Annotated in this window: 12 protein-coding genes; 7 read left to right on the top strand and 5 right to left on the bottom strand. The window is 69.9% G+C overall.

The features are described from left to right. Positions 1-14 precede the first annotated feature (14 nt). Positions 15-1,202 carry a serine hydrolase domain-containing protein gene (locus tag ACQEU1_RS37805; RefSeq protein ID WP_433213103.1) on the bottom strand — a complete coding sequence of 396 codons (1,188 nt, stop codon included), beginning with the start codon at positions 1,200-1,202 and terminating at the stop codon, positions 15-17. A 123-nt stretch (positions 1,203-1,325) separates the two neighbouring features. Here ACQEU1_RS37805 and ACQEU1_RS37800 point away from each other — a divergent pair, with 123 nt between their 5' ends. After that, on the top strand, positions 1,326-4,052 hold the full coding sequence (locus tag ACQEU1_RS37800; protein ID WP_433216973.1) for an ATP-binding protein: 2,727 nt from the start codon (positions 1,326-1,328) through the stop codon (positions 4,050-4,052). Between the two features lie 6 nt (positions 4,053-4,058). Here the strand turns inward: ACQEU1_RS37800 and ACQEU1_RS37795 are convergent, their stop codons facing one another. Next, complete coding sequence (locus tag ACQEU1_RS37795) at positions 4,059-4,472, bottom strand: DUF3237 domain-containing protein (protein ID WP_433216970.1); 414 nt, start codon at positions 4,470-4,472, stop codon at positions 4,059-4,061. Positions 4,473-4,581: 109 nt separating this feature from the next. On the opposite strand from ACQEU1_RS37795, the gene ACQEU1_RS37790 reads away from it, so the two are divergent. After that, the gene (locus ACQEU1_RS37790; RefSeq protein WP_433213100.1) at positions 4,582-5,568 is read left to right on the top strand and encodes a PHP domain-containing protein; all 987 of its coding nucleotides are present in this window, start codon (positions 4,582-4,584) and stop codon (positions 5,566-5,568) included. Here the strand turns inward: ACQEU1_RS37790 and ACQEU1_RS37785 are convergent. Next, positions 5,531-6,109: a hypothetical protein gene (locus ACQEU1_RS37785; protein ID WP_433213097.1), complete on the bottom strand. Its 579-nt coding sequence runs from the start codon at positions 6,107-6,109 to the stop codon at positions 5,531-5,533. The two genes, ACQEU1_RS37790 and ACQEU1_RS37785, sit on opposite strands and share 38 nt — an antisense overlap. Positions 6,110-6,262: 153 nt before the next feature. Here ACQEU1_RS37785 and ACQEU1_RS37780 point away from each other — a divergent pair, with 153 nt between their 5' ends. The 5 genes from ACQEU1_RS37780 to ACQEU1_RS37760 all read left to right on the top strand — a co-directional run bounded on the left by ACQEU1_RS37780 (position 6,263) and on the right by ACQEU1_RS37760 (position 11,097). Continuing rightward, positions 6,263-7,624, top strand: a complete 1,362-nt coding sequence (locus tag ACQEU1_RS37780) for a CBM96 family carbohydrate-binding protein (RefSeq protein WP_433213094.1) — start codon at positions 6,263-6,265, stop codon at positions 7,622-7,624. Positions 7,625-7,647: 23 nt separating this feature from the next. Beyond that, a complete protein-coding gene (locus tag ACQEU1_RS37775) occupies positions 7,648-8,853 on the top strand; it encodes an MFS transporter (protein ID WP_433216967.1) in 1,206 nt (401 codons plus the stop codon). After that, the gene (locus ACQEU1_RS37770) at positions 8,850-9,806 is read left to right on the top strand and encodes a TolB family protein (protein WP_433213091.1); all 957 of its coding nucleotides are present in this window, start codon (positions 8,850-8,852) and stop codon (positions 9,804-9,806) included. Before ACQEU1_RS37775 ends, ACQEU1_RS37770 begins: the two co-directional genes overlap by 4 nt. A 101-nt stretch (positions 9,807-9,907) precedes the next feature. Further along, positions 9,908-10,213 carry a putative quinol monooxygenase gene (locus ACQEU1_RS37765; protein WP_433213088.1) on the top strand — a complete coding sequence of 102 codons (306 nt, stop codon included), beginning with the start codon at positions 9,908-9,910 and terminating at the stop codon, positions 10,211-10,213. Continuing rightward, entirely contained in the window at positions 10,213-11,097 is an 885-nt protein-coding gene (locus tag ACQEU1_RS37760) for an alpha/beta hydrolase (protein ID WP_433213085.1), read from the top strand. The genes ACQEU1_RS37765 and ACQEU1_RS37760 overlap by 1 nt, the downstream gene beginning before the upstream one ends. Here ACQEU1_RS37760 and ACQEU1_RS37755 read toward each other — a convergent pair. Together ACQEU1_RS37755 and ACQEU1_RS37750 are read right to left on the bottom strand one after the other, a co-directional pair. Then, positions 11,094-11,357 carry a hypothetical protein gene (locus ACQEU1_RS37755; protein ID WP_433213082.1) on the bottom strand — a complete coding sequence of 88 codons (264 nt, stop codon included), beginning with the start codon at positions 11,355-11,357 and terminating at the stop codon, positions 11,094-11,096. The two genes, ACQEU1_RS37760 and ACQEU1_RS37755, sit on opposite strands and share 4 nt — an antisense overlap. 125 nt (positions 11,358-11,482) lie before the next feature. Continuing rightward, complete coding sequence (locus tag ACQEU1_RS37750) at positions 11,483-12,739, bottom strand: ABC transporter substrate-binding protein (protein ID WP_433213079.1); 1,257 nt, start codon at positions 12,737-12,739, stop codon at positions 11,483-11,485. Positions 12,740-12,746: the final 7 nt, after the last annotated feature.

The following is a 12,746-nucleotide window of genomic DNA, read 5'->3' as shown; positions in this document are numbered from 1 at the left end:
AGCTCAGTGCCCGATCAGCCCAGCGCCCGGTACACGGCGTCCACAAGGGACTGTCCGCGTTCGTTGATGCCGAGCCCCGGTCCCTGCCGGTTCATGGCGTACCCGAACGACAGCCGCGCCTTCGGGTCGGCGAACCCGAGCGAGCCGCCCATTCCGTTGTGCCCGAACGCTTCTTCCGGCAGCAGCAGCCCTTCGCGGTCGTTGGGCGGCAGGTAGCGGTTGTCGGTGGCCTTCTGGAAGCCGAGCGCGAACCGCGACGGCACCATGACCACCGCGTCCATCCCGGCGACCGCGACGTCCGACATCAGCGGGAGCTGGGACTCCTCGACCAGCCGCACGCCCTGGTACGCGCCGCCGAGCGCGAGCGGCCGGTAGAGGCCGGCGAGGCCCCTGGCGTTGGAGATGCCGCCGATCGCGCCCATCTCGGCGGCGTGGGCGGCGCGCGAGTCGGACTCGCCGGGCATCATGTAGCCGCCGTTGTTGAGCAGCATCAAGCCTGGCACGGACTCCGGTCGCGTGAGCGCGGTGACGAACAACGACGGCAGCAACACCCCCGGCCGCGTCGGGTCGACCGGGATGGTGGGGGCGACGTGGGGTTCGAGGTCCTCCGGCAGGCCCAGCCAGAAGTCGAGGCCGAGCGGCCCGGACACCTCCTTCTCGAAGAACCGCCCGAGCGACAGGCCGCTGACCCGCCGCACGATCTCGCCGACGAGGAACCCGAACGTCAGCCCGTGGTAGCCGTGCCGCGTGCCCGGTTCCCACAACGGCCGTTGCGCGGCGAGCGTCGTGGTCATGAGGTTCCAGTCGTAGAACGCCCCGGCGGGCAGCGGCGAGGTGACGGCGGGCAGGCCTGCCTGGTGCGCCAGCACGTGCCGCACGAGCGTCGCGTCCTTGCCCTCGGCGCCGTACTCGGGCCAGTAGCGGACGACCGGCGCGTCGAGGTCGAGCTCGCCGCGCGAGGCGAGGACGTGCGCGGCGAGGGCGGTGGCGCCCTTGGTGCACGACCACACGTGCACGACGGTCTCCTCGGACCAGGGCCGCCCGCTCACCGGGTCGGCGACACCGCCCCACAGGTCCACGACGGGTTCGCCGTCGAGCGTCACGTGCACGGACGCGCCGGCCTCGTCCCGTTCGGCGAAGTTGCGTTCGAACTCCTCGCGCACCTCGGCGAACCGCGGTGCACAGCTTCCCTGGATCGTCATTGATCCTCCTCGGACGGCGGGGGCCATCAGACCACCACCGGACGCGGCCACGCATCAGTAGGGAAGCCTCAACGCCTAACGCGTGGAAGACTCGGGTCAGCCCGACCCAGCAGGAGGCCCGTCATCGCCGGCACGCCGCTAGTTGGCCGCGACCAGGAGCTGCGCACGGTGCTGGCCTGCGCCGCCGGCTCCCCCGCGACCGGGCTGGCCGTGATCGGGATCAGCGGCGAACCGGGCATCGGCAAGACCTCGCTGCTGACCGAGATCGCCCGCCGCCTGCGCGACGAGCAGTGCGCCGTGCTCACCTCGGCGTCGGACGTGCTGGGCAAGCGCATCCCGTACGGCACGATCACGGCGCTGGTCCGCTCGCTGCCCGCCGAGCGTGCGCGCGCCGAGGCGCTGGCGGCGCTGGAGATCACGGGCGAGGACTCCGGCACGTGGTTCGGCAGGGCCTGCGACCAGGTCGTCCGCCTGCTGACCGCGCTGACGGCCGCGCGCCCGGCCGCGGTGCTGGTCGACGACCTGGACCACGCCGACGACGACTCGCTCTCCTTGCTGACGCTGGTGCTGCGCCGCCTGACCGCCGCCCCGCTGGTCCTCGTCACCACGAGCCGTTCCGCCGACCCCGGGCTGCTGGACCGCGTGGAGGAGCACGCCGAGGTGACCCACCTGGTCCTGCCTCCGCTGACCGGCGCGGAGGTGACCCGCGTGGTGGAGTCCTTCCTGGACACCGCGGTCGACGAGGGCCTGGCCCGCGAGGTGCTGCACCGCTCGGACGGCAACCCGTTCTTCGTCACGGAGATCGCCCGCTCGCTGCGCGAGCTGAACCTGCTCACCGTCGACGACAACCGCGCCCGCCTCGCCGTCTCCCCGGACGCCATCCGCCTGACCCGCGGCGAGGCCCTGCTGCGCCGGGTGGCGCCGCTGGAGAACGACACCCGGCTCGTGGCACGGGCCGTCGCCGTGTTCCGCCGGGTGCGCCTCGATCAGATCCCCCTGCTGGCCAGGGTGTCGTCGCTGCCGGAGCCCACCGTCGCCGAGGCGTTCGACGCGTTGCTGCACGCCGGCATCGTGATCCACGACGACACCGGCTACCGCTTCTCGCACGCCCTCGTGGGCGAGGCCCTCTACCAGGAACTGGGCCCGGCCCAGCGCCGTCACCTGCACTCCCTGATCTCGGCGCGGCTGCTCGACGACCGCGCCCACCACCTCCCGGTGGACCTCCTCCAGCTGGCCTGGCACCTCGCCGAGTCAGCCGCCCCCGGTGACCACCGAGCAGTCGCCGTCCTGACCGAGGCCGCCACCGAGGCCCGCACCTCGGCCCCGGAGACCGCCGCCGCCCTCTGCGCGAGAGCCCTGCAACTGCTGCCGGTCAACGCCCAGGACCGCATCCCGTTGCTGGCGTTGCAATGCCGGATCCTGGCGCGCGCCTCCCGCCCCGCCCTGGCCGTCGACCCTGGCCTCGCCGCGCTGAAATCCCTGGGCCCCGGTCAGGAACGCACCCGCGTGGCCACCGCGACGATCTCGTCCCTCTTCTCCGTGGGCCGCACCGCGGAGGCCCTGGCCCTCGCCGACGCCGAGGTGGCCGCGGGCTCCACCCCGACGTCCCTGCAGGCCCAGCGAGCCGTCCTGCTCGTCTACAACAACCGCTACCCCGAGGCACTCGCCGAGGCGGCCCGCCTGCCGTCCCTCCCGATCACCTCCCCGGCCGAGGGCGTGATCGTCCACGAGCACCTGGCGCTGCTCACCTCGTTCCTGTTCCAGCACGACAGAACCGTCGAGCACGCCGACCAGGCCCTGGCCCACAGCGCCGGCCACCTGATGCTGGAACTCCAGGCCCTCTCCGTCTGCGCCTCGATCACCGCGCTGGCAGGCCTCGTCCACGACGCCGACTGGCGCTACCGCCGGGCAGAGGACCTCGCCACCAGAACCGGCGCGCACAGCTTCCGGGCGGAACGCCAGGCCACCCGGGTGACCCTCGACTGGCTGGGCGGCCACTGGGACGCGGCCCTGGACAACATCGGCCGCTACCTCCCCGACATGGCCGCCTCCCAGGCGGACCAGGCCCAGGGCGCCCTGCAGGCCATCGAACTGTCCATCAGGACCTGGCGAGGCGAACTGGACGTGGCCGCCCGCCTGGCCGCCCTCCCACCCCCGCGTTCGACGAACATCTCCCGCCTGCACGCGGCGGCCCAGGCAGAACACCTGATAGCCAAAGGCGACCAGCTCGCCGCCTACGACCTGCTCAGGGCGAGCATCGGCGAAGACCTGGAAGCCCCGTACTCCTGCCTCCTGGCAGCCCGCATGATCGAACTGGACCTGGACCAGGGCAACACGAAAGCAGCCCACGACACCCTGGCCCGCCTGACCGAGGTAGCCCCCACCCGAGTCTCCCCGTGGTCCCGCACCACCATCGCCCGCATCACCGGCGTGGTCCGCAACGACCAGGACCACCTCCGGGCAGCCGCCGCGGAAGCGGCCCAGGGCGGCCTGGAGTTCGAAAAGGCAAGAGCCCAACTGGCACTGGGCGAAGTGCAAGCCCTGACGGAGGCCTACATCACGTTCCAACGCCTGGGCGCACACGGCCTACGGCGCCAAGCAGGCAACCACCTGCGAGCGCTGGGCGCGAAGGTGCCCAGAGCCCGTTCCAAAACCCCGGGCCTGCTCACCACGGCCGAGGAAAACGTGGCCCGCCTGGTGCAACAGGGCATGCGCAACCGGGACATAGCCGCAGCCCTGCACTACAGCCCGCGCACGATCGAGGTCTACCTGTCCCGCGTCTACGCGAAGCTGCACGTCTCCTCACGACTGGAACTGGCAAGGGCCCTGGACGCCATGCAACAACGCTGACCCAGGTCACCGCACCTCGCACACCTCGTAGGTCAGCACAAGGCCGTCCAGCGCCCCCTTGGACACCGCCTGCACCCGGTTCAACCAGCGGTACCGATCGTCCCCGGTCTCGAACAACGGCGCCGCGTACAACGGCGCGCCGAACCCACCGGAGACGTCAACCCGCCCCGAGTAGTGCAGATACACCAAGGCGTCGTCATGAGTGCGCAGCAACGAACGCACGTCGAGGGTGGCGATCCCGTCCGGCCCGACGGTCAACCAGTCCGCGGAGGACGTCCCACACATCACGCCGGAGAGCCGTTCCCCGGCGAACGTCCCAGACTCCACCTCATACACGAACCGATCACCGGCCGGCGTCCTCGGCAACCGGTGAGGCTTCCGCAACTGAGCGGTCAGGACACCAAGCGGCACAAGTTCCATCACGGCCCGAAGCTATGCGACGCGAACCGGCTGCCCCAACGCCGAACGCTTATCTGTCGCGGAACCCCGTACGCAGCGCACGCACCCGTCCGATGGGGTAGGAAGGGGTATGGATCCGGTCAAGGCGTTGAAGCAGGTGGCCTTCCACCTGGAACGGGCGGGCGAGCCGACCTACCGCGTCCAGGCGTTCCGCAACGCGGCCGCCGTCCTCGCCGACCTGGATCCCGCCGACGTCGAGAAACGCGCGAAGCTCGGTACGCTCACCGATCTCAAGGGCGTCGGCAAGTCGACCGCGGGCGTGGTCGTGGACGCGCTGGCCAACCGCGAACCCGCCTACCTCGCGAAGCTCCGGCACGTCGACATCACCGGCGGCGAGGAGATGCGGTCGAAGCTCAGGGGCGACTGCCACGTGCACTCCGACTGGTCCGACGGCGGCAGCCCCATCAGGGACATGGCGGAGGCGGCCCGCGACCTCGGCCACGAGTTCATGGTCCTGACCGACCACTCCCCGCGCCTGACCGTCGCGAATGGACTGACCAGGGAGCGGCTCGAGAAGCAGCTGGAAGTCATCGCAGCACTCAACGAGGAACTGGCACCGTTCGTGATCCTCACCGGCATCGAGGTCGACATCCTCGACGACGGCGGCCTGGACCAGGACGAGGACCTGCTGGCACGCCTGGACGTCGTCGTCGCGAGCGTCCACTCGAAACTCAAGATGCCCAGGGCCGACATGACCAGGCGCATGATCAACGCGGTGAAGAACCCGCACGTCGACATCCTCGGCCACTGCACCGGACGTCTGGTCGTGGGCAAGGGCAGGCCGGAGTCGCAGTTCGACGCGGCCAGGGTCTTCGAAGCCTGCGCCGAGCACGGCACGGCCGTGGAGATCAATTCCAGGCCGGAACGCCTCGACCCGCCGCGAAGGCTGCTCAGCCTCGCCGTCGACGCCGGCTGCACCTTCTCCATCGACAGCGACGCGCACGCACCCGGCCAGCTCGACTGGCTGAACTACGGCTGCGCGCGAGCGGAGGAATGCGGCGTCACAGAAGACCTGGTGATCAACACCCGCCCCGCATCTCAGCTGCGGTCCGGGTGAGGTGCTCGTACCACGACACGAGAGGCCCGGTGTCGGCCAGCGCCCGCGTCAGCGCCACCCGGCAGAGGTCGCGGACGGGCTCGGGATCCCACTCCTCCAGCAGCTCGTCGAGTGACCCCAGCCGTCCCAGCGCGTACTCCGCGAGCCCGGCGCAGATCGGCACCACGGTCCCGTCCTCCAGCACCACCAACGGATCCGCCCGCACGAACGCGGAGGGGTCGGCGCGCAGCAACGCCGCGGACGTGACGTCGAACTGCACCTCCACGGCGTCGTCCTCGGCCACACGCCCCAGTTCCACCGCCGCGTAGACGAGATCGACGCGATCCACGCCGTGCGGCCGCACCCGCACCTTCCGCGCGCCTTCCCCGACCGCTTCCGTGGCCAGTCCACGCAGCATGGCAACGTTGTCGGGCACCAGGTCGATCAGCACCGTCACCCGATGCCCCTCGGCGGCGTGCACCGCGACCTCGTCCAGCGCGACCACGAGCTCGGCTCCGGGCACGGCGGTGAGCCAGCGAGGGTCGCAGACCTCGACTCCCATGTAGTGACGGAGTGCCGGACGCACGCGGAAATACCGCAATAACGTCATTCGCTCGCCGTTCACCCAACCGCCGCCGAACGAACATCAGGCACCGAACGATTCGGCTCTACCCTTCCCGACGGCCCATGTCCGCCCACCACCACAAGGACAGGCATGTCACGTCGCAGGGCTCCCATAGCCGTGCTCTCCACCGTCATCGTCACGGCGGCCACTCTCACCGCCTCCACCGCAGCTCACGCTGCCACCACCACGTTCACCCCCACCGCCGACACCTACGTCGACAACGGGTCCACGGGCACGAACTTCGGCACGTCCGGCCAGCTCGGCATCGACAACTCGCCGGTCAAGCGGACGTTCCTCAAGTTCACGGTCTCCGGCATCTCGGGCGGCGTCAGCAACGCCAAGCTGCGCATCCACACCGACGACGTCTCCGGCGCGGAGAGCCCGAACGGCGGCACGTTCCGGGCGATGTCCAACGTCAGCTGGACCGAGACCGCGGTCACCTGGAACAACCAGCCCGCGATCGACGGCGCCACGCTCGGGTCGATCGGCTCGGTCGTGCGCAACGCCTGGTACGAGGTCGACGTGTCGAGCTACGTCACCGGCAACGGCACGTACAGCATCGGCATCACGTCGAGCAGCTCGGACGGCGCCGACTACGACTCGCGCGAGTCCGGTTCCACGACGGCACCTCAGCTCGTGGTCACCGACGGCACGACGCCGCCTCCCGGCGACCCGGTGTGGGTCGGCGCGGGCGACATCGCCGACTCGGGTTCGGGTGACACCGCCACGGCCGCGTTGCTGGACAACATCCAGGGCACCGTCTGGACGACCGGCGACAACGTCTACACCAACGGCACCGCCTCGGAGTTCGCCAACTACTACGAACCGACGTGGGGCCGGCACAAGGCGCGCACGAAGCCTTCGCCCGGCAACCACGACTACAACACCAGTGGCGCCACGGGGTACTACAACTACTTCGGCGCGCAGGCCGGGCCGTCCGGCCGGGGTTACTACTCCTACGACCTCGGCAACTGGCACATCGTGTCGCTGAACTCGAACATCAGCATGTCGGCGGGCAGCGCGCAGGAGCAGTGGCTGCGTCAGGACCTGGCGGCGAGCACGAAGCCGTGCACGGCCGCGTACTGGCACCACCCGCTGTTCACCAGCGGTGCCAACCACGCGCCCTCGACGGCCACCCGGCCGTTGTTCCAGGCCCTGTACGACTACAACGCGGACGTCGTCGTCACCGGGCACAACCACCAGTACGAGCGGTTCGCCCCGCAGAACCCCAGCGGTGCGCTGGACAACTCGCGTGGCATCCGGTCGTTCGTCGCGGGCATGGGCGGCGCGGGCGCGTACGGCTTCGGCACGATCAGGCCCAACAGCGAGGCCCGCAACACCGGCACCCGCGGCGTGCTGAAGCTGACGCTGCACAGCAACAGCTTCGACTGGCAGTTCGTCCCCGAGGCGGGCAAGACCTACACCGACAGCGGCACCACCAACTGTCACTGACGGCTAGCCGCTGGAGGCCGATGATGTACCTGTCCACGATCGACAAACCCAAGACGGCGAACTGGAAAGGGCTGAGCGGCAACGTCTTCGCGCTCGGCACGGTCAGTCTCATCACCGACGTGTCGTCGGAGATGGTGGCCGCGATCCTGCCGCTGTACCTCGTCATCGGTCTCCAGCTCAGCCCCGCCGCGTACGGGCTGATCGACGGCGTCTACACCGGCGCCACCACCCTGCTCAGACTCGCGGGCGGCTACCTCGCCGACCGCACGAACCGCCGCAAAGCCGTGGCGGGCTTCGGGTACGGGCTCTCCGCCGTGGCCAAGCTCGGCCTGCTCGCGGCGGGCAACTCGCTGACCGCGCTCGGCGTCGTGATCACCGCCGACCGCGCGGGCAAGGGACTTCGCACCGCGCCACGGGACGCGTTGATCACGCTCTCGACGCCGAGCGGTGACCTCGGGCGGGCGTTCGGCGTGCACCGGGCGATGGACGGCATCGGCGCGTTCGCCGGGCCGCTCGTCGCGATGGCCGTGCTCGCCGCGTCGGCCCAGTCGTTCGACGCCGTGTTCGTGGTGAGCTTCTGCATCGCCGCGTTCGGTGTGCTGGTGCTCGTGCTGTACGTGCGCGACCGGCCGGAACCGGTGGAGCGCAAGGAACCTCTCAAGCTCGCGCTGCTGAAGGACCCGGCCGTGCGGAAGATCGTGCTGGCCGCGTCGCTGCTCGGGCTCGTCACGATCGGCGACGGGTTCGTGTACCTGTTGCTGCAGAAGCGCGAGGGGCTGGCGTTCGGCTGGTTCCCGCTGCTCGCGGTCGGCACGAGCCTCGTCTACCTGCTGCTCGCCGCACCGCTGGGCGCTTTGGCCGACCGCGTCGGCCGTCTCAAGGTGATGCTGGCCGGGTACGGCGCGCTGACCGGCGTCTACCTGCTGCTGCACGGGCCGATCGGCGGCTGGCCGTTGCTGGTGCTGGTCGTGCTGCTGTACGGCGTGTTCTACGCCTGCACGGACGGCGTGCTGATGGCGTTGGCGGGCCCGGTGCTGCCGGAACGCCTGCGCACCACCGGGATCGCGCTGATCCAGAGCGGGCAGGCGCTCGCCTACCTCGGCTCGTCCGTGCTGTTCGGTCTCGCGTGGCAGTTCACCAGCCCCGAGACCGCCACCAGGATCGCCGCCGTCGCGGTCGTCCTCGCCCTGATCGCCACCGCCGCACTGCTGGGACGTCGCCGCTCATGAACAAGCGCCTGCTGATCACGCTGACCGCCGCCGTGCTGCTCGGCGGTGTCGCCGCCGGCTACACCGCGCTCTCCGGCGCCGCACCCGACAACGCCGCGCAGTCCGTGCCGTCCGGCGGCGGACCACGGCTGATGGTGCTGAGCAACGGCAAGCTCTCCACCGTCTCGCGCACCGATCCCGCCGGATCCCGCGAGGTGACCGCGCAGAACTGCGACCGCGTGTACTCCGCGGCGGGCACGATCTCGTGCCTGCGGCCGGTCGGCGCGTTGAAGGCCGGCGAGCTGGCGGTGCTCGACCGCGATCTCGAAGAGCTGAAGACCGTGCCCCTGACCGGTTTCCCGAACCGCACGCGGGTGTCGGCGAGCGGCCGGATGGTCGCCTGGACGTTGTTCGTCGACGGCCATTCCTACGCCGCCAACGGTTTCTCCACCAGCACCGGCATCTACGACACGAAGACGGACACGCTCGTCACGTCGCTGGAGGAGTTCACCGTCGAGGGCATGCCGCAGCGCCCGGTCGACACGAACTACTGGGGCGTCACCTTCACCGCCGACGACAACCGCTTCTACGCCACCATGTCCACCGGCGGCCACCGCTACCTGCTCGAAGGCGACTTCGCCGCGCGCAAGGTCAAGCCGCTCACCGACTTCGACAACGTCGAGTGCCCGTCGCTCTCCCCGGACGGCACCCGCATCGCCTACAAGAAGGCGGTCGAGGGCGACCCGCAGAAGGGCTGGCGCGTCTCGGTCGTGGACCTCGCGACGCGCAGGATCACCGAGCTGGCCGAGACCCGCAGCGTCGACGACCAGCCCGCGTGGGTGGACGACAGGACCGTCGCCTACTCGCTGCAGCGCGAGGACGGGCTGAACGACGTGTGGTCGGTGCCGGCGGACGGTTCCGGCAGCGCGGCGATCCTGGTGCCCGAGGCCAGCTCACCGGCGCCGATCAGCTGACCCGGGAGGATCAGGCAAGGGCGCGGCAGCATCGATCTCCCCTCTCCCCAGCTCAGGCGGTCTGATTGAGACATCGCCAGAACGACGAGAGGTAGGAACAGATGATCGTCCAGCACGGTTTCCACGCCACCCTGACCGCACGGCAGGGCAAGGGCGACGAGGTCGTCGAGTTCCTGCTCGACGCCCCGTCGCTCACCAACGACGACTGCGTGGTCTTCCTGGTCGGCCGGTCCACCGCGAACCCGGACGTCATCTACGTGACCGAGGGCTGGACGACGGCCGAGGCGCACCGCGCGTTCTTCGCGAGCGATGAGGCGCAGGCGCTGGTGGCGAAGCTGGGGACGTTGCTCGACGGCGAGTCCGCGTACCTGGACGAGCTGCCCGTCGGCGGCAAGGCGGCGTTCTGATGTCCCTCGCCCTCGACCCCGAACTGCGCACCCTCCTCGCCGACATGCCGCTGTCGACCGAACTGACGCCCGAGATGCTCCAGCTGATCCGCCAGATGCCGTCGCCACCGGTCCGGACCGACGCCGGACGGGAGGACGTCACGGTCGGCGAGATCGGGCTGACCGTGTTCCGCCCCAAGGGGATCACGCCGACCGCGTGCGTCTACTGGATCCACGGCGGCGGCATGGTGATGGGCGACCGGTTCTCGCAGATCGACATCCCGTTGCAGTGGCTCGCGGAGCTCGGCGTCGCCGTGGTCACCGTCGAGCACCGGCTCGCCCCGGAGGCGACCGGCAGCACGCTCGTCGACGACTGCTACCGCGGTCTCTTGTGGACGGCCGAGAACCTCGGTGCCGAGAAGCTCGTCGTGGCGGGCATCAGCGCCGGTGGCGGACTAGCTGCTGGAGTCACGTTGATGGCCCGCGACCTCGGCGGCCCGGAGATCACCGCGCAGGTGCTGGTCTGCCCGATGCTGGACCACCGCAACGACTCCACGTCGAGCAGGCAGCACTCCGGCGAGCCGGGCGTGTGGACGCGGGAGATGAACGAGTTCGGCTGGCGTTCGGTCCTCGGCGAAAGCACGACCGTTTCCCGTTACGTGTCACCGGCTCTGGCCGACGACCTGGCCGGCCTACCCGCCACCTACATCGACACGGGAACGGCCGAGGTGTTCCGGGACGAGGACGTCGCCTACGCCTCGCGGATCTGGGCGGCCGGTGGCGATGCCGAGCTGCACACCTGGGCAGGCGGGTTCCACGGGTTCGACGCGATCTTCCCCGAAGCCGCGCTCTCCGTGCGGGCGCGGCGCACCCGCACGGAGTGGCTTGCGGCAAAACTGACCTAGGCCGGGAGTGGCCTCATCCGGTCCGGCATGTGCGCGCGCAACGCGGTGGACAGCGTGGCCACCTCGCCCGCGTCCAGCACGACCGTTCCCGTCTCGCACTTCAGCACCGCTTCACCGGTGCGCTGGTCGGGCACGAACGTCAGTGCCACGTCCGGCACCGTGCAGGACTCGACCTGACGAATCGCTTCCAGCAACTCCGACACCCGCTCGTACCCCAGCCGCGCGTTCCAGCTCAGCGCGGCCGGGGGACGGACGAACAACCGGAGCCCTCCAGCGGATCGGCGAACCTCGACGCACGACAACACCGCTAACGACCTCCTAAGGGGCTCACCCCCGACACTAGTCAGAGATCGCGACTGTCAGGGTCGGGCATCACCCGTTCGGTTCATTGGTAGCACGGCTTGTCGAACTTGAAGTCCTTGGCCGTTGAACCGGTAAAGAAGTCCTCCACCAGGGAAACTCCGGTCGGGGACGCGTCGTCGGGCCGGTAGATGAGTGACTGACGGAACAGTGCGTCCTGGGGCGAAGCGGAGAAATTACCTGCACCCGAAGGGAGCATCCCCTCGTAGTCCACAGAGGTGAGTTGTTTCACAGCGTTCAGCACACCGGCCCGCGTCAGGTCCTTGTTGGCAGCGGCCTTCTCGAGTGCCGCCTTGAGCGGATAGGCCCACACCCAGCCGGCCGTGTAGCCGTCGTTCGGCGTCACGCCCGGCAGCGCCGCGCGCATCGCGGTGTGGCCGACGGACTCGGTGCTCCACGACTTCCACGGCGCCGACTGCATGTACAGCGCCTTGATCGCCGGCGCGGCGGGCGACTTCAGCAGACCGGGGTTCCACGTCGGCGAGGTGCCGATGAAGCGACCCTTGAAGCCGCGGGCCGCGGCCTGGCCGATGATCACGGCCGCGTCCGTCGGGCCGGTCGTCAGCACGACCAGGTCCGGCTTCTTCGACACCACCGCGTCGATCGCGCCGCCCTGGTTGTCCTGGCCCGCCTGGGTGGTGACGTTCTCGAACGTCAGCCCGCGCTTCTCCGCCGCGATCTTCGCGCCGGCCGCCGCGTCGTCACCGTAGTCACCGGCGTTGTGCACGGCCATCACGGACTTCACGCCCATCTTCTCGACGGCGTAGTCGACGGTGTTCATCGACTCGACGCAGTAGTTCGCGCCGGACTCCAGCACGCCGTCCTCGAAGCCCCACAACGAGGTCCACGACGCCGGCACCGCGACCATCTTGGTGTTCTTCATGTCCGGCAGGATCGCGGCGGTCGTCGGCGAGCCCAGGGTCTGGGTCAGCGCCAGCACGTTGCCCTTGATCTCCTGGTAGACCTGGTTGTGGATCTGCGGGTTGTACTTGTTGTCCTTGACGTACTTGGAGACGTCGACCTCGTAGCCGCCGATGCCGCCCTTGTCGTTGACGCGCTTCCAGAACGCCTTCTGCGAGTCGGTGATCGGCACGGCCAGCGTCTTGAACGGGCCCTCGGTGAGGTCCGAGATGGTGCCCAGGTAGATGCAGCCCTTGGCCTTGTCGACGGCGTTCGGGCACGCCTCGGACGTGACGCCGACGTCGACCTTGATGCCGCCCGTGCCCTCCTGCGGCGCCGCGCCGTCGGATCCTCGGCACGATGCCAGGGCTAACGCCCCCACGAAAATT

The sequence above is a fragment of the Lentzea sp. CA-135723 genome (genome assembly GCF_050936595.1).
GTDB lineage: Bacteria > Actinomycetota > Actinomycetes > Mycobacteriales > Pseudonocardiaceae > Lentzea.
Note: the sequence above shows the minus strand (reverse complement) of the source record. Positions and strands in the feature narration are given on the sequence as shown.